18 protein-coding genes and 1 tRNA gene are annotated in these 16926 nt (G+C 59.4%); 5 read left to right on the forward strand and 14 right to left on the reverse strand.

Annotation, left to right across the window (positions count from 1 at the left end; translation table 11 throughout):
• Positions 1-3 precede the first annotated feature (3 nt).
• The 8 genes from miaB to HMPREF7215_RS03505 form a co-directional block, all read right to left on the reverse strand.
• Positions 4-1311, reverse strand: coding sequence for a tRNA (N6-isopentenyl adenosine(37)-C2)-methylthiotransferase MiaB (gene miaB / locus HMPREF7215_RS03470; protein WP_009164261.1), 1308 nt, complete (start codon positions 1309-1311; stop codon positions 4-6).
• Between the two features lie 192 nt (positions 1312-1503).
• Complete coding sequence (gene rd / locus HMPREF7215_RS03475; RefSeq protein ID WP_009164262.1) at positions 1504-1665, reverse strand: rubredoxin; 162 nt, start codon at positions 1663-1665, stop codon at positions 1504-1506.
• A gap of 99 nt (positions 1666-1764) precedes the next feature.
• Entirely contained in the window at positions 1765-2880 is a 1116-nt protein-coding gene (locus HMPREF7215_RS03480; protein ID WP_009164263.1) for a M24 family metallopeptidase, read from the reverse strand.
• A gap of 15 nt (positions 2881-2895) precedes the next feature.
• Positions 2896-3447, reverse strand: a complete 552-nt coding sequence (locus tag HMPREF7215_RS03485; RefSeq protein ID WP_009164264.1) for an epoxyqueuosine reductase QueH — start codon at positions 3445-3447, stop codon at positions 2896-2898.
• Positions 3448-3456: 9 nt separating this feature from the next.
• On the reverse strand, positions 3457-5394 hold the full coding sequence (locus HMPREF7215_RS03490; protein WP_009164265.1) for a transketolase: 1938 nt from the start codon (positions 5392-5394) through the stop codon (positions 3457-3459).
• Between the two features lie 76 nt (positions 5395-5470).
• Positions 5471-5860 (reverse strand): translation initiation factor, encoded by a 390-nt coding sequence (locus HMPREF7215_RS12340; protein ID WP_009164266.1) that lies wholly within the window; start codon positions 5858-5860, stop codon positions 5471-5473.
• Complete coding sequence (locus HMPREF7215_RS03500) at positions 5853-6044, reverse strand: hypothetical protein (protein ID WP_009164267.1); 192 nt, start codon at positions 6042-6044, stop codon at positions 5853-5855. Before HMPREF7215_RS03500 ends, HMPREF7215_RS12340 begins: the two co-directional genes overlap by 8 nt.
• A 113-nt stretch (positions 6045-6157) precedes the next feature.
• Complete coding sequence (locus HMPREF7215_RS03505) at positions 6158-6379, reverse strand: DUF3343 domain-containing protein (protein ID WP_009164268.1); 222 nt, start codon at positions 6377-6379, stop codon at positions 6158-6160.
• Positions 6380-6550: 171 nt separating this feature from the next.
• Here HMPREF7215_RS03505 and yedE point away from each other — a divergent pair, with 171 nt between their 5' ends.
• The 4 genes from yedE (at position 6551) to grdD (ending at position 10904) form a co-directional block, all read left to right on the forward strand.
• Positions 6551-7648: a YedE family putative selenium transporter gene (gene yedE / locus HMPREF7215_RS03510; protein WP_009164269.1), complete on the forward strand. Its 1098-nt coding sequence runs from the start codon at positions 6551-6553 to the stop codon at positions 7646-7648.
• A gap of 13 nt (positions 7649-7661) precedes the next feature.
• Complete coding sequence (locus tag HMPREF7215_RS03515) at positions 7662-7871, forward strand: sulfurtransferase TusA family protein (protein WP_009164270.1); 210 nt, start codon at positions 7662-7664, stop codon at positions 7869-7871.
• A gap of 336 nt (positions 7872-8207) precedes the next feature.
• Positions 8208-9737 carry a glycine/sarcosine/betaine reductase complex component C subunit beta gene (gene grdC, locus HMPREF7215_RS03520; RefSeq protein WP_009164272.1) on the forward strand — a complete coding sequence of 510 codons (1530 nt, stop codon included), beginning with the start codon at positions 8208-8210 and terminating at the stop codon, positions 9735-9737.
• 12 nt (positions 9738-9749) lie between these two features.
• Positions 9750-10904, forward strand: coding sequence for a glycine/sarcosine/betaine reductase complex component C subunit alpha (gene grdD / locus HMPREF7215_RS03525; protein WP_009164273.1), 1155 nt, complete (start codon positions 9750-9752; stop codon positions 10902-10904).
• Positions 10905-11031: 127 nt separating this feature from the next.
• Here the strand turns inward: grdD and HMPREF7215_RS03530 are convergent, their stop codons facing one another.
• From HMPREF7215_RS03530 to HMPREF7215_RS03550, 5 genes are all read right to left on the reverse strand, one after another.
• A complete protein-coding gene (locus HMPREF7215_RS03530) occupies positions 11032-11811 on the reverse strand; it encodes an ABC transporter ATP-binding protein (RefSeq protein WP_009164274.1) in 780 nt (259 codons plus the stop codon).
• Positions 11808-12878, reverse strand: coding sequence for a FecCD family ABC transporter permease (locus tag HMPREF7215_RS03535; RefSeq protein ID WP_009164275.1), 1071 nt, complete (start codon positions 12876-12878; stop codon positions 11808-11810). Before HMPREF7215_RS03535 ends, HMPREF7215_RS03530 begins: the two co-directional genes overlap by 4 nt.
• A gap of 3 nt (positions 12879-12881) precedes the next feature.
• Positions 12882-13997: an iron ABC transporter substrate-binding protein gene (locus HMPREF7215_RS03540; protein ID WP_009164276.1), complete on the reverse strand. Its 1116-nt coding sequence runs from the start codon at positions 13995-13997 to the stop codon at positions 12882-12884.
• A complete protein-coding gene (locus tag HMPREF7215_RS03545) occupies positions 13994-14536 on the reverse strand; it encodes an FmdE family protein (RefSeq protein WP_083798243.1) in 543 nt (180 codons plus the stop codon). Before HMPREF7215_RS03545 ends, HMPREF7215_RS03540 begins: the two co-directional genes overlap by 4 nt.
• Before the next feature lie 271 nt (positions 14537-14807).
• Entirely contained in the window at positions 14808-15113 is a 306-nt protein-coding gene (locus HMPREF7215_RS03550) for a YerC/YecD family TrpR-related protein (RefSeq protein ID WP_009164278.1), read from the reverse strand.
• A gap of 231 nt (positions 15114-15344) precedes the next feature.
• On the opposite strand from HMPREF7215_RS03550, the gene HMPREF7215_RS03555 reads away from it, so the two are divergent.
• Positions 15345-15430 (forward strand) — tRNA-Leu (locus HMPREF7215_RS03555).
• Positions 15431-15501: 71 nt separating this feature from the next.
• Here the strand turns inward: HMPREF7215_RS03555 and HMPREF7215_RS03560 are convergent.
• On the reverse strand, positions 15502-16821 hold the full coding sequence (locus HMPREF7215_RS03560; protein ID WP_009164279.1) for a replication-associated recombination protein A: 1320 nt from the start codon (positions 16819-16821) through the stop codon (positions 15502-15504).
• Between the last annotated feature and the right edge of the window lie 105 nt (positions 16822-16926).

Consider the following 16926-nt stretch of genomic DNA (forward strand, 5'->3'; position numbering starts at 1 on the left):
TTTTTAAAAAATCTTCCCCTTCAGCGACCAGCTGTCGGCGGCGGTCACTTCCACGTCGACGAACGTTCCGATCACGCTTTCGCCGCCTTCGAAAAGGATCACTTTGTCGGCCGGATTCCTCCCCTGTAGCAGATTCCCTTTCAGCGCCCTGCCGTCGACCAGCACGCGATAGCGCCGCCCGACCAATTTTTTGTTGATGTCTTTGGCGATTTCTGTCTGCAGTCGGTTAACGTCGTTCAGACGCCGATTTTTTACGCTTTCGGGGACCTGGTCCTTCATCGCGGCGGCGGGCGTCCCCTGCCGGCGCGAATAGGCCGCGGTATGGACCTGATCGAAACGAAAGCGTTCCAGCGCTTCCATGGAACAGGCGAAATCGTCTTCCGTCTCGCTCGGGAAACCGACAATGAGGTCGGAGGTCAGGCCGACTTCGGGCAGGCCGCACCGAATGCAATCAACGACTTTCGCATATTCTTCCACTGTGTAGCGCCGGTTCATCGCTTTCAGGATCCGGTCGCTGCCCGCCTGGATCGGCAGGTTGATCGCAGGACAGATGTTGGCGTTCCCGGCGATCGCGTCGACGACGTCTTTCGTGAAATCCGTCGGATACGACGTCATGAAGCGCAGACGCTCCAGCCCTTTGATATGGGCGACGTCGTTCAGCAAATCGGCGAAGCTGTAACGGTCGAGATCTTTACCGTAAGTGTCGACGTTTTGCCCGAGCAGGCAGATCTCTTTGACGCCCCCCTCGACAAGCTGTTCCGCCTCGCTCATGATTTCCCGGGGGCTGCGGGAAGCGAATCGTCCGCGCACGTAAGGGACGATGCAGTAGGTGCAGAAATTGTCGCAGCCGTGCGAGATCATCACCGAAGCTTTCCAGGGGAACTGGCGTTCCAGCGGGGCGAAACGGAGTTCGTGCAGTTCGCGGGGATCGTCGTCGAGCAGGACGATTTTCTCGTCGCCCGACATCGCCGTTTCCAGCGCGTCAGGGACCAGGCCGATGTGCCGAGGGCCGGAAACGACGCGGATCCACGGGTAACGTCTGGACATATCGACGCCCACGTTTTGGGCGATACAGCCCGTCATGGCGACGACGGGACGTCTCTCTTTGCGCCAGCGTTCTTCGTAATGGCCCAATTCGCTCCAAACTTTATGCTCCGCTTTGTCGCGGATGCTGCAGCCGATAAAAATGATCGCGTCGGCGCCTTCTTCCGCGGTTTCGTAAGCTCCGCGCGCGACGAGCGCCGTTCTGATTTTGTCGGCGTCGTACTGATTCATTTGACACCCGTAAACTTTCATGGCAAAACCGTACACTGAAAAAACCTCCACGAGCACATTTCAGAATCGCTTCTTGTCAATTATACTCGAACGGGCGACGAAATAAAGCGTTCTCCGAAAAGAGCCGCGTCTTTCCGCTCGTCTCCTGCCCGCTCGGCGAACGGGGCAACGCAAAAAGAGACTCTCGGGATTGGATAATCTCGAGAGTCTCTTTTTGCGCGCCTGAATTTATTCGGCCGCTTCGAACTGATCCTTGCCCACGCCGCAGACGGGGCAGACAAAATCCTCGGGAAGATCTTCGAAGGCCGTGCCGGGCGCGATGCCGTTATCGGGATCGCCCACTGCCGGATCGTATTCCCACCCACACACAGAACACACGTATTTTTTCATTTTTTTCTCCCCCCATATCGTATCTGTGAAACACTACTGAAATTCTATCATATAAATTTTCCGGCCGCCACCGTTATGACGATGATTCAAGTTTATCGATCACAGCGGCAGATGAACGAACTCCTGCGGCAAGTTGGCGGAAAGGCGGCGCGCGCCGTTCTCCGTGATCAGGTAATCGTCTTCGACGCGCAGGCCGCCGCGATCGGGAATGTAAATGCCCGGCTCGATCGTGATCACGTCGCCGCATCGAAGCGTTCCCTGGTACAGCGGCGAAAGGCGCGGCGCTTCGTGGATTTCCAGGCCGAAGCTGTGCCCGAGACCATGCCCGAAATACGCGCCGTAGCCGGCGTCGGCGATGACCGCGACGGCCGCCGCGTGAACGTCGCAGCCGCGCGCGCCCGGCTTCAGCAGCGCCGCGGAATCCCGGTGGGCTTTCAGGAGAACTTCGTGGATCTCCAGAAACTCGGCGTCTTTCACCGCGCCGAGTGAAAAGTTGCGGGTGATGTCGGACATGTAAGCGCCGAAGATCGCGCCGTAATCGACGGTGACCTGCTCGCCGAGCTCCATTTTTTTCGAGCCGGCCACGCCGTGCGGCATGGCGCTGCGAACGCCGGAAGCGACGATCATCTCGCTTTTGTGCCACACGCCTTCGCCGTCGTGGCGGGCGATGTTCAATTCAAGAAGCTTCGCGAACTCCTTTTCCTTCATGCCGGGCCTGACCAGCGGCAACGTTTCCAGATACGCGGCGGAAGCGATATCGGCCGCTTTGGCGATCAGCTCGATTTCGCGGGCGTCCTTATGCCGCCGCTGCTCGGCCATCGCCGCCGAAAAATCGCGCCATTCGACGGCAAACGAACTGAGCGCCAGATAGGTCTGCGCACAGAGCATGGCGCCGTCGTAGCCGCAGCGGCGGATTTTCAGTTCGTCAAGAAGCCGTCCGGCCGTCGCGACCTGGCTCTCTCCCGTCTTCACCGCGCGGATCTCGAAAGGCGACTGCTGCGCGGCCTGCGTCAGATAGCGCGAATCCGTGGCGAGGAACGACCGCTCCTGCGTCACCACGACGACGGCGGACGAGCCGCGAAAGCCGCTGTAATAAAACAGATTCTCCCAGCCGTTCGACTCGGAATCGATCAAAAGCAACGCGTCGAGTTTTTCTTCCAGCAGTTTCTTTCTCAGACAGGCAAGACGTTTCTCCATGTAACTTTCAAGAGGCATACGATCTTCACGCTCCTAAAAATGATTGAGGCGCTCCATGCTGTAACGGCAGCCGCAGTAATTTTGCCGGTAAAGGCCCAGCCGCTTGCATTCCCGAACGGAAAAGAGCTGCCCGTCCTTCTTTCTCCAGATTCGCCCTTCCCAGTCCAGCGCGTAACGGCCGGCGAGCTCGGCGCCCCATGCGTTGATCAGTCGGGGATGTTTCTGCGGGCTGAGCGTCAGGCTGGTGCAAAGCGTCGTCAGGGAAAGCTCGGCCGCTTTTTGGGCGGCGCTTTCCAGCTGCAGACGGATGCACCGCTCGCAGCGGCGGCCGCCTTCCCGCTCGTTTTCCAATCCCGCCGTGCGGCGGTCCCATTCCGACGTGTCGTAGGGGCGGACGATCAGGGGGATACGATACGAATCCGCCAGCTTGCGCAGTGCTTCCAGCCTTCTCTGCCATTCGTCGCGGGGCTGGATATTGCCGCCGTAAAAATAAAGCGCGATGTTCCATCCCTCCTCCGTCAGGGCGTGGACGCCGGTGGTCGCGCAGGGACCGCAGCAGGCGTGGAACAGTAATTTTTCTTCCATCGACAGCTCTTAGCGCGCGACTTTTTTCAGTTCCTCGAGAGATTCTGCGATTTTGTCCGCGGAAAGCCCCATGGCGGCGTACACTTCTTCGCTCGGGCCGGAATCGCCGTAACGATGCACGCCTAAACGGCGCGCGACGGAATGCAGTCCCAGTTCTTCGGCGCGGGCCAGCCAGAGGCTGCCCATGCCGCTGACGACATTGTGATCTTCGACGGTCAACACCGTACCGGTCTGAAACGCTTCCGTCAACGCTCTCTCGTCGATCTCCAGCGGGCACGAGACGGCGTAGACCGCCGTTTCGACGCCTTTTTCGGCAAGCAGCTCCGCCGCCTGCACGGCGCGCCCCGCCATCGCCCCCAGCGCCAGGATGGCGGCGTCCTTGCCCTCGCGGACTTTGACGGCTTCGCCGTACGTGAAATCGCGCGCCAACAGCGGCTTGCCGTTCGCGCAGAGCGCCGGCAGTTTGCTGCGCCCCATCGCCAGGCAGACGTTGCCCGCCGTTTTCAGCGCCCAGCGCGTCGCGCGGTCGGTCTGATTGGGATCGGCGGGAACGACCAGCTTCCAGTTGAAGAAGTTCGACATCAGCGAAACGTAGTCGATGCACTGATGCGTCATGCCGTCTTCGCCCACGTCGAGGCCCACGTGGGTGAGGACGAGTTTCTCGCCGGCGCGGTTGACGTCGTTCATGCGCTGCTGGTTGTAGGCTTCCGCCAGGCCGAAAACGCCGAAGTCCGCCCAGACTGACACGACGCCGCCGGCAGACGCCGCTCCGGCGGCCGTGGCCGTGGTGTTCTCCTGAATGCCGCACTGGATGAAGTTGTCCGGGCATTTTTTCGCAAATTCGCCGGTCTTGACCGAACCGGCGAGGTCGCAGTCGAAAACGAGCACGGGGGCGCGCCCGGTCTTTTTGTAGTTGAGCTGCCCCACTTCCGCCAACGCCGAGCCGAAGGCGGAGCGGTTGTCCGTCGTGTCGGCGGGGCCGTAGACCTTCGCTGCGCCCAGATCGAGGACCGCTTCAAGCGGTTCGACGGCGCGCGCGGCGCTGAACTTCGCTTTTTTGTGCTCCGCGGCCAACGCGACGAGATCCGGCTGTCCCAGCTCTTTCATCGCTTGCCGGTAGAGGTCGCCCGAAGCGGCCTTGCCGTGATAGTCGGGCGTGTCTTCCATAAAGGAAACGCCCTTGCCCATAGTCGTCCGGCAGAGGATCGCCGTCGGGCGCCCGGCGGCGCGCGCCGCCTTCAAAGCGACGTACAGCTCCGCGAACGAATCGCCGTCGCACAGGAGCGTCTGCCAGCCGTCGGCTTCCCAGAGCTCCTTGATATGCGCGGGCATGACGTCGCCGCAGCGCCCGGAGATCTGGATGTCGTTGACGTCGATCAGCGCCGTCACGCTGGTCAGTTTTCGAGCCGCGATCAAGCGGCGCGCTTCGGCGATCTGCCCTTTCGGCTGCTCGCCGTCCCCCATCAGAACGTAGACGCGGCCGTCGTAGCCGCGCGCCTTCTGCGCCAGGGCGAACCCCGCTCCCGCAGACAGCCCCTGGCCGAGACAGCCGGAACCCCAGTCGATGCCGGGGACCATGCGCTCGACGTGTCCCTGAAAGCGGCTGCCCGTTCGGCGAAACTCGTTCACGGCGTCGAACGCGTCCACAAATCCGTAATACGCCAGGGTCGCATACGCCGCGGCCGAGGTGTGCCCGTGGCTGACCACGACGAAATCGCGGTCGAGCGAGTCGCAGTTTTGTGGCGACACGTTCGCAGCGCCGTAGGCGGCCATGTACATTTTCATGCTGGAGAGCGCCCCCGCGGGGTGCCCGCTGTTGGCGCGGGCGACCATCGCCACCGCGAGGCCCTTGCAGACTTGCGCGGCTTTGTTCAGCTGCCGCTCTTCCGCCTGCGGCAGTTTTTCCCATTGAAAAGAATTTATTTTTACAGCTTCGTCAAACAACATCGTCTTTTATCCCTCCGCATGGAATTTTCCGATCATCGTTCTATAAAACCATTATAAGACAAAAATCCTCTCCGCATCAAACGATCTTCACATTCCGCGCGCCGAGATCCTTCAGAAGATTCAGCAAGCGCGCCCGCTGATCGCCCTGAAAGAAAACAGCGTCCTCTTCAAACGCGGCGCCGCAGCCCAAATCCCATTTCAGTTCCTTGACAAGGCGGCCGCTCCGTTCTCCCAGCGGCAGGCCGGCGAGCCGGGTGACGGTTTTCCCGCTTCTGCCCTTGCGTTCCAGGAAAAGCCTCAACGGCGCCGTCTCAAGCGCGCTGACCGGCGCCGGTTCGGTGTCGGCGCGAGGCGTCTCTTTCACGGCTGGACGAGCCGGTCCGCGCGACAGCCCCATGGCGTCGGCAATCGTAAAGGATCCGGAATTCAGCCGCTCCACATCGATTTTCTTTTGGGGATTACGCAAGCTCGTAACCTTCTTTGCGGCATGTGACGATAAAATCTTCGCCTTCCAGGAACCGGACCGACATCTGCGCGCCCAGCGGCATTTCAAGCATCCGCCGGTAAACCGCCGCCGCCGAACGAGCGCCCTGCCGCCCGCTCTTCACCGCCGTATCGTACATCATCTCGATCAACTTTCTGTCAAGCATTCTCTCTTCTCCAAAATTTTATCCGCATGAAAACGCGGGAACGCGCTTCGCACGGTTGCAGTATAATGCATCGCACATTTTCTCTCAAGTCAAGGCGGGATTTCCGTTAAACGTCAGTCTGCCATGCGATGCGTCCCGGAAATTTCGATCCTGCCCTTTTCGCAGAGCTGCATGATCTCGCTTTCACGGTCGCAGGGATAGGAACAAGCCAGCCCGCAGCTCGCCGAGATCTGCCGGGGCACGGGGACGATCCTCACGTCGAAACCGGCGCGGCGGCATTGTTTCTCGAACATCAGGGCCATACTGGTGACGTCAAAGGTCGCAAGACATTTCATTATACAGAACTCCTTATAGATTATGAATTTATGCAAGGGTTTTATTCATGCGTTTTGATAATTTGACTTCCGGCTTTTTTCGAATATACTAAAGAACAAGAATAAGGTCAATGATAGTTATTTATACTATGCCTTGTTCAAACTTCATTTCATCGCAGGAGGCGGTTGTCATTGAAAAATTTTGATTCTCTCATGGTGTCGCGGTTGGGCCCCGTTATCGCAGGTCTTGCCGTGGGCATACTTGCGCCGGTTCTCGTGCTTCTGGGGAACCCGGGCAATATGGGGATCTGCGTTGCCTGTTTCGAGCGCGATATCGCCGGGGCGCTGGGCTTTCACAGGGCGGCGGTGGTCCAGTATATCCGTCCGGAGATCATCGGCCTGATCCTCGGCGCTTTCGGTTCCGCGCTGGCGTTCAAGGAGTTCAAGCCGCGCGCGGGATCGGCCCCCGCCGTGCGCTTTCTGCTCGGCATTTTCGCTTCCATCGGGGCGCTGATCTTTTTAGGCTGCCCCTGGAGAGCGTACCTCCGCTTGGCGGGAGGCGATTTCAACGCCCTTTACGGCATTGCCGGACTTTTCGTGGGGATTTTGATCGGCATTTATTTTATCAGTTCCAACTACAATTTGGGTAGAGCCTATCCCGCGCCGGCCGAAGCGAAATTATCCGGTTTGATGATGCCGCTGTTCGCGTTGGGGCTGCTGGCGCTGCTGCTGATCGCTCCCAAGCTGGGGGCCGAGGGAACGGGACCGATTTTCTTCTCCGAAAAGGGGCCCGGCTCGATGCACGCGCCATGGTATGTCAGTCTGGCCGTGATGCTTTTGGTCGGCTGGCTCGCGCAGCGCAGCCGCTTCTGCACGATCGGAGCGCTCAGGGATCTTGTCCTCGCCCGCGACGGCTACCTGTTCTGGGGCATTGTCGCCCTGCTGGTTGCCGCGTTCGGCATGAACTTCGTGCTGGGGAGCTTCAAATCCGGATTTGCCGGTCAGCCAGTGGCTCACACCGATTCTCTCTGGAACTTCCTCGGCATGGTCCTTTCCGGTCTGTGCTTCACTCTGGCCGGAGGGTGCCCCGGGCGCCAGCTGGTCATGGCCGGCGAAGGCGACGGCGACGCCGCTGTCTTCGTCTTTGGCATGATCGCGGGCGCGGCGGTGGCCCATAACTTTGGGCTCGCCAGCAGCGGCGCCGGGATCGGCGCGCACGCCCCCGCGGCTTTCGTCATCGGCATGGTTTTCTGTCTGTGCGTCGGTTTTGTGATGCGCAGAAAGGCTTAAGGAGGAGAAAAAAATGGTTGTTGATGCGCGCGGACTTTCCTGTCCCCAGCCTGTGGTCGAGGCCAAAAAAGCGGCGGCGACGGGAGAAAAAGAAATCGAAGTTTTTCTCGATAACCCGACGTCGATTACGAACGTTACCCGTTTCATGACAAGCCAGGGCTATCAGCTCAAAACAAACGACATTCAACCCGATCAATCGAACAAACTTGTCTTCGTCAAATAATTCAGAGACGATGATTATAGGGAGAGGCGGCTCGACACCGCCTCTTTTCATATTTGCTCGATTTTGTCGTCCATCGTGTTTTTACAGGCCTCATTTCATGGTAAAAGAAATCTCTTCTCATCAAAATATCACTGCAATTATAAAAACTGTAAACGCTTGCCGTAAAAGGACAAAAGGCAATTTCAGCAAAAAACATAAAAGCTTTCATCGTCGTTTGAAAAATCGAGGCTCTTGGTTTTTATTGCGACATCTTGTATTATAATAGCGTCGGTTACAAGGCAAAGTTCTTGCCATAAACTTTCGCTCCACAAAATCCTTGAGGAGGTATTTTCAGTAATGTCCAGAGTTGCAATCAAAGGTTCCGCGTACTGCCTTGAGCATGTTCCCCAGCTGGGGCTCCACTACGGCAACACGCCCTATACGGCCGGTGAAGGCGAAAAAGAGTATCTCCAGGCTCTTCCCAAGCATCTTCAGACCTACGAACAGGCGAAGGGATATGCTCCCAATATGACGTACATCGGAGCGCTGCCTCTCGAGGATCTTGATGCGCAGCCCACGCCCATGTACGAGAACTACAATCTCGAAGCGCCCCGTTTCGGCAAATACGGCGAGATCATGCCCGAAGACGAGTTCCTCGGCCTGCTCGACATCTGCGACGTCTTCGACCTGATCTGGCTCGAAAAGGACTTTGCCGCCTCCGTCCGCGAAAAACTCTCCAAGCACGAACTGATCACCGAGTCCATCCTCGCCCGCCTCGAGGCCGGGCACGATCGTGCCGAGATCGAAGAGCACCTCAAGAGCGGCGACCACACTCAGGTCCTGCCGCTGTATTTCGACGGCAAGGTCGTCGGCATGGCGCGTGCGGCCCACACCGTGGACGACAATCTGTTCGCCCACGTTCTGCTCGAAAACCTTGCCAGCAAAGCCGGTTCCGTCCTCGCCCTCCTCCATCTGCTGCACAACACCGGGCTGAAACCGGAAGAAGTCGATTTCGTGATCGAGTGCTCCGAGGAAGGCGCGGGCGACGCCTGCCAGCGCGCCGGCGGCAACTTCGCCAAGGCCATCGCCGAGATCGCCGGCTGCGTGAACGCCAGCGGCTGCGACGTGCGTGGTTTCTGCGCCGGTCCCGTCAACGCCATGATCAACGGCGCGTCTCAGGTCGCCGCCGGCGCCCGCAAGAACGTCGTCGTCCTGGCCGGCGGCGCCATCCCCAAGCTTTACATGAACAGCCGCGATCACGTCAAGAAGGACATGCCCGCTCTCGAGGACTGCCTCGGCTCGTTCGCGATCCTGATCACGCCCTGCGACGGCGTCAGCGCCGAAATGCGCCTCGACGTCCTCGGCAAACACTCCGTCGGCGCGGGCGCTTCGCCTCAGGCCGTCACGCAGGCTCTCACCTGGGAGCCGCTTCAGAGGGCCGGCCTGACGTTCGCGGACGTCGACAAGTTCGGCGCCGAACTTCATATCCCCGAAATCACCGAACCTGCCGGCGCCGGCAACGTGCCGCTCGCCAACATCAAAATGATCGCCGCTCTGGCCGTCATGAAGAAGAGCATCGAGAAGAAGGACATGATGACCTTCGTCAAGGAGAAGGGACTGCACGGCTTCGCCCACACTCAGGGGCACATCCCCGCCGGAGCGCCTTTTATCGGCCCCGCCGCCGATTGGATCAAGGAAGGCAAGATCAGCCGCGCCATGATCATCGGCAAGGGCAGCCTGTTCCTTGCCCGCCTGACCAACCTCGCCGACGGCGCTTCGTTCCTGCTTGAAAAACCCGCGCCCGTGGCGGCGGCAGTGAGCAAGGACGACATCAAGAGCCTGCTGTTGGAGTCTCTTTCCGAAATCGCAGCAGATCTCAAGAAGTAAGGAGGCCTTTGTATGTCTGACGTTCGCAAGCTCATCGGTGAAGCTCTTTCCGAGATCATCGATTCCGCCGCTCACGGCGGCCCCCGCGTCCGCGTCGGCCTGCAGGCGAATGGCAGCGAGCACGGCTCCGAAGAAATCGCCAACGCCGCACGCCTCGCCCAGCGCCAGAATCCCAACATCCAGGTCGTGATGATCGGCCCTAAAAAAGTCGAAGGTTTCGACGACCTCGAATGGATCGAAACCAACGACTGCGAGATCGACTTGGAAAAAGGCATGGACGACGCCATGGACAGCGGCAAGGTTGCCGGCATCGTCGCCATGCACCATCCGTTCCCCATGGGCGTGACCACGATCGGCCGCGTTTTCACGCCCGCGTGCGGCCGCGACATGATCGTTGCCTCCACCACCGGCACCAGCGCCATCAACCGCGTCGAAGCCATGATCCGCAACACCGTGTACGGCATCGCCGTCGCCAAGTCTATCGGCAAGACGAACCCCACCGTGGGGATTCTCAACGTCGAAGGCGCCCAGGTCGTCTTCAAGGCGCTGCGCAAGCTCAAGGAAAACGGCTACGACATCACCTTCGGCGAGAGTAAACGCGCCGACGGCGGTTCCGTCCTGCGCGGCAACGACATCCTTCAGGGCGTCGTCGACGTGTGCGTCTGCGATACGCTCACCGGCAACGTGCTGATGAAGATGTTTTCCTCGTTCAGCACCGGCGGTTCGTACGAGGCGCTGGGCTGGGGCTACGGCCCTTCCGCCGGCGAAGGATGGAAACACGTCGTCAACATCATCTCGCGCGCTTCGGGCGCGCCCGTGATCGCCAACGCCGTCGCCTACTGCGGCGCCGCGGCGGCGGGCAAACTTCCCGAACTCGTCGCCAGGGAAGTCGAAGCGGCCAAAGGCTGCGGCCTCGAGGAAATCATCGCCAGCTTCATGCCAAAACCGGCCGCGGCCGAGGAAGAAATCAAGGCCCCGGCGGCCGAGCCGACCGACGAAGAAATCCACGGCGTCGACGTGCTCGCGATCGAAGACGCCGTGCGCGAGCTGTGGAAGCACGGCATTTACGCCGAAAGCTCGATGGGCTGCACCGGCCCCGTCGTCAAGCTCAACAAAACGAAAGAAGAAGAAGCCCGCAAGATCCTCGCCGCGGCCAGCTACATTTAGAACCTCGAAGCACGGCGCGCGCAAGGGAAAAGCGTGTGCGGACAAAAAAAACGGCGTTGGAAGTTAATCCTTCCACGCCGTTTTTTTGTTCCGCGTCATTGTTTTTTTCACAAAGCAAAGGGCGGCGTCATGCGCGGAGACCGGAACCTCCCCGCAGGCGCGGGACCACCAAGGGCGCGCCGTCGTGTACGATCACGTCTACGGGAATCCCGTAAACGTCGCCGATCAGGCCGGCCGATACTTCCGACGGCCGGCAGCTGCCGCAGACGGCGCCGTCGCGCAGAAAAAGCAGGCGGTCGGCGGCGCGCAGAGACGTGTTCAGATCGTGGATCGACATCAGGATCGCCACGTTCTGTTTTTGGACGATCCGCCGCAGCGTCCGCAGCATATCGATCTGGTTTTTCAGGTCCAGACTGCTCGTCGGCTCGTCAAGCAGCAAAACTTCCGGTTCCTGAACAAGCGCACGGGCAAGGGAAACTTTTTGAAACTCGCCGCCGCTCAGCTCGTCGAGGAAACGCAGGGAAAAATTTTCGAGAGACAGGGCGCGCAGGACCGTTCCCACTTTTTCGACGTCTTCTTTCTTCACGGTCCACGCGATGTGAGGACGACGGCCGAGCAGGACCGCGTCGAAAACGGTCAGATGCTGCGGTTCGTCCCGCTGAGGAACGTAACCGAAGAGTTTCGCCCGCTCGCGCCGCGGGCACGACCCCATCGAACGGCCGTCGAGCAGGACCGTTCCTTTCGAGGAACGAAGGATTCCGTTGACGGCCCGCAGCAGCGTAGTTTTCCCCGTGCCGTTTGGACCGAGCAGCGCGACGATCTCTCCCTGTTCCAGAGAAAAACTCACGTCCTTCAAAACTTCGTCGCGTCCATAGGCAAAAGAAAGCTTCATTACCGACAGCGTCATCTTTTCGCTCTCCTTTTCATCAGCAGGGCCAGAAATACCGGCGCGCCCATGAACGCCGTAAAGACGGAGACGGGAAGAAGACGCGGCGCGAGCAGAAGCCGCGCTCCCATGTCGGCGCCCGTCAAAAGGGCCGCTCCCAGCAGGACCGAGCCGGGAATCAGGAAACGATGATCGCCCCCGAGAAAACGACGCAGCATATGAGGACAGACAAGCCCGACGAAACCGATCACGCCGAGAAACGCGACCATGACGGCCGCAAGCAGCGATGCCACGACCATGGCTTCGAGACGGACCCGGAAAGCCGAGACGCCCAGCGACAGGGCGGTCTCATCGCCGCAGCACAAAGCGTTCAGATCGAAGCGCCTGTAAAAGAACAACGCCGAAGAAAGAGCCAACAGAGCCGACATCATGGGGATCTCGCGCCACGACGCGCGCGAGACGTCGCCGAAAGTCCAGAAGACGGTAGCCGCCAGCTGGGCGTCGTCGGCGAAATACTGAAGAAACATGGTCCCGGCGATAAACAGCGAACTCAAAGCCACGCCCGCCAGCACCATGACTTCGCCGGCGCCGCCCGTCGCGGAGACGATAAAAAGCACGACGCCCATGCAAACGAGCGCGGCGGCGAACGCCGCCCCCGTCGTGAGCCAGTGATTCATGATCGTCACGGCGTCCGCCGCGGAACTCTGCATCGTCCCCGACCCGAGAACGATGATCGAAAAGGCCGCGCCGAAAGCGGCCGCGTTGGAGATCCCCAACGTGAACGGAGAGCCCAATGGATTGCGCAGCACCGCCTGCATGGCCACTCCCGCGAGCGACAGCCCGCCTCCCGCCAGCATGGCGGCCAGAGTCTGGGGCAGGCGGATATTCACGACGATCACCTTGCCCCGCCCTCCCCCGCCGCCGAGAAGGACCTCGATCACCTCGGAGACGGGGATCCTGACGGCTCCCCAGGCGACGGACAGCAGGCCGAGAAGCAAACAAAGCCCGCCCAATCCGAGAAGGAAAAGTTTTTTACGGCCGACGTAGGCTTCGTACGCCAACGAAGGGAGACGTTCCCGCCGAAGCACGGCTTATTTCCCTTCAAGGTTCAGACGGGAGAAAATTTTGCCGGAAAGGGCTTCGCTGATCTGAGCGTAGAGCGGTTTTCCGACAAGGAAAGAATAGATCTCGTCGGCGACGGACGCGATCTCGACGTCGGCGAAACGCTCGGGATAGAGAGTTTTTCCCACGAAATAGCTGTTGACCAGCACGGAACCGTAATTGATCGTGTACGAGTTGTAGGGAAGCACGCTCCAGATTTCGCCGCTTTTGACGGCCGACAGTTCGACGTAGACGGGATCGAAACTGAGCTGCCGGAGTCCGCCGGCCTCCCCTTTCGCCCGCAGCGTGTTGATGTCCATGAAAACGACTTGGGGATCCCATTGCAGGATTTTTTCCTTGGCGACGCTGACCGTCTCCGATTTGCCGGAACCGTCGGCGGCCACGTTTTTCGCGCCGGTGTAGAGGAACGGCGGATAGCCGATCTCCGTCGAGGTGAACCCATGAGTGCCGCGCATGGATACGCCGCCGATATAGCAGCTTCTGCGTTCTTCTTCGGGAATGCCGGCAGTCCTCCGGCGCAGTTCCGCCAAGTGACCTTCGAAGAAGGCCACCACTTCTTCCGCCCGCTGTTCCTTGTCAAGAACTTTCCCCATCAGCCGCAGCGTCGCGTAGAACTGTACCTTTTTGTCGCTCAGATTTCCGTATTCCAGGCCGATCACGGGGATCCCCGTTTTGGCCGTCAGCTGGTCGGGATGAGGACCGGAAAGAGGCGACACTTTGAAAATCACCTGCGGTTGCGGGGAAAGTCCGGCAATCAGTTCGGGATTGTCCTTGCCGCGAAACTCGCCGAAAAGAGGCAGACCGGCAAACTCAGGATGAGCCAGAGCATAAGGGCGCGAGGCTTTGCCCGGCGGCGGATCGTTGCGTTTCTCGATGGAATCCACCGCGATCACGCGATCGTTCGCCTGAAGGTAGGTCAGCAGCCTCAAGGCGCCGGAGCCGGAGCCAATGATCCGTTCCGGCGCGGCGGGGACGGTTACGGAACGTCCGAGGCAGTCGGTCACCGTCATTTCCGCGCCGCAGGCCGCAGACGCGCACAGTATGAGCGCCGCAAGGAACGCAAGATATTTCGTTCGAATTTTCATTGCGCCATCCTCCGAAGCTTCGCCGCGCACGGCACGCAGACTTTTCGCCCGTCCGCGCGCGTCTCGAGGCGGGTGACCATGACTTTCTCGCCGCAGACGGAACAGTTTTCCGAGTCATGAATGCGCGCTCTCTGCGGGATCGCCTCTTCGGGCTTCTTCACGTCGAACAGGACTTCGTCCGATTCGGTTAAAAGACGGCGCGTATGCTCGTCACGTGAAAGTTCGCTTTCGGGAGAACGGTAAACGAGCCTCACGCCGCTGCCGTCGGAATGACGAAAGACCGTGTACGCATGCTTGCCGTAGTCGCGAAAAATGAAATTTCCCTTTCCAAAAGTGCAGCCGAGGACGGCTTGTACCGCATCCACGCCGCAGGCGTCGTTTTCGACGATCGCTGCAATTTCCTCATCCACGTCGCGGGACAGATTCAGCAGCTTCATTGCCATTCGAGAAGCGCGCCAGCCGATCAGCAGGCCGGGACAGAGATGTCCGTGAAAAGCGATGACAGGCGTCAGTTCCGGTGGAATTTTCAACGAAGCCATATCCATATCCTCATCCTCCAATTCAAAGAGTAAAAAATAGCGCTACCTTTTATTTTTTATGTAGCACGCCTATTCTAACACAGTTCGCCTGGATTACAATCTTTTATGCCCGCTGCCCACGGCGTTTTCCAACTGGGTCCCCCGGCATGCTCTGGAGGGATAAATTTTTCAGGCTAAAAGTCCTATAATGTTTTTAAATGAGCGCCGCCTCTTAAATATACGCCAGGGCCGTCCATAGTGCCGACAGCCCTGGCGTATTGAAGGTCATTTTTTATTCGCGACGCTTTTTCCCGTTCTCTTCGAGTCTATTCAGCACGATTCCATACCCGTCGGCGCCGTAGTCGAGAAATTTACGCACGCGGCTGATCGTCGCCGTACTGGCGCCGGTCCTTTGCGCTATTTGCGGATACGTGTGATTCTGGCGCAACAATCGCGCCACTTCCAAGCGTTGTGAAAGAGCCTTGATTTCGCCGATGGTCGCCACATCTTCGAGAAAATCATACACTTCTTCCACCGTGTTCAGGGAAAGAAACGCAGAAGCAAGCTGCTCTGTCAGTTCGTCCTTCCATTTTTCCATGTGATCGTGCCTCCCGACTGATATTATAGGAAATAACTTTTAAGACTCCATTTCATTTTCACTTTAGCACACGGAAGCGCAAAACACAATCAGCCCCAGACCTTCGCGCAATTTGCATCGATTTCGTATCCCCATCCCGGCGGATTTCGCGAGCGGAAATACGCGTCGCGGAAGCAAAAATATCTTGAGACGTCATTCAACCTATGGTATGATTCTTGAGTAATTGAAAGGGCTCAGATGGTGGAATCGGTAGACACTGGGGACTTAAAATCCCCTGGCATTGCGCCGTGCGGGTTCGAGTCCCGCTCTGAGCACCACCGCCGAGATGCCGATCCCGTCGTGTGATGCGCTGGACGCGCCGCACGACGGGGTTTTCTTTTAAACCGCGTCAACTGCCGTGCTTGGCTTTCCAATCTTTGATGAACTCGAGGCGCGCTTTGTACTTCGCTTCAAGCCCCTGCTCCGTCGGTTCGTAATAAGTTTTTCCCAGCAGCGAATCCGGCAGGCACTGCATGCCGGTCAATTTTTCCGCGGCGTCGTGGGCGTACTGGTAGCCTTTGCCGTAATCGAGCTCCTTCATCAGCTTGGTCGGAGCGTTGCGGATCACGAGCGGGACGGGCTCGGCCAATTGGGAGATCGCGTCGTGCCGGGCCGACTCATAGGCGCGGTAGAGGGCGTTCGACTTGGGCGCCAGCGAGAGGTAGACGGCCGCTTGGGTGAGATGGACGGAACACTCGGGCATGCCGAGGAAATGGCAGGCCTGATAGGCCGCCACCGCCAGTTCCAGCGCTCTCGGATCGGCCAGCCCGACGTCTTCGCTGGCGAAGCGCACGATCCGGCGCGCCACGTAGAGCGGGTCTTCTCCCGCCTCGAGCATTCGCGCCAGCCAGTAAACCGCGGCGTCGGGGTCGGAATTGCGCATCGACTTGTGGAGCGCCGAGATGAGGTTGTAATGTTCTTCGCCCTTTTTGTCGTACAGCAGCGATTTCTTGGAGAGGCACTGCTCCAGCACCTCCGGCGTGACCTCGGTTTCGCCGTCGGCACGATTGCCGTTCAACACGACCATTTCCAGCGTTGACAGGGCCGAACGGGCGTCGCCGTTGGCGAAGTTGGCGATCATTTCCAGCAGTTCGGGAGCGATGCGCACGTTTTGGCGGCCGAAGCCGCGCGGGTCGGCAAGCGCCCGCTGCAGCAAAGAGACCAGCTCATCCGTTGTGAGCGCCTGCAGCACGAAGACCTTGCAGCGGGACAGAAGAGCGCCGTTGACCTCAAAGGAGGGATTTTCCGTCGTCGCGCCGATGAGGATGATGCTCCCTTTCTCGACGAACGGCAGGAAGGCGTCCTGCTGCGCCTTGTTGAAACGGTGGATCTCGTCGACGAAGACGATGGTCTTGCCGCCGAAAGCGCGGTTGCTCTCGGCCTGCTGCATCACGGTGCGTATTTCCTTGATGCCGCTGGTCACCGCCGAAAAGTTGATGAACTCCGCCTTGGTCTGGTTGGCGATGATGCGGGCCAGCGTGGTTTTGCCGACGCCCGGCGGTCCCCAGAAGATCATCGAGGAAATGGTATCGTTGACGATCAGGCGGCGCAGGATTTTATCCGGCCCCAGCAGGTGCGTCTGCCCGACGAACTCGTCCAGGCTCCGCGGCCTGAGGCGGGCGGCAAGAGGCTGCGTCTGCTCGCTTTCAAACAAGTTGAGTTCTTCCATGGTCGTTCCCCCTTTGCGTGAACGATTCCCCGCCGTTCAGTGTCAAGGCGGGAAATATCGGCGACTGACTGAAAATATTCTATCACGCCTCAAAGCTTACGCACA

The sequence above is a fragment of the Pyramidobacter piscolens W5455 genome, assembly GCF_000177335.1.
GTDB lineage: Bacteria > Synergistota > Synergistia > Synergistales > Dethiosulfovibrionaceae > Pyramidobacter > Pyramidobacter piscolens.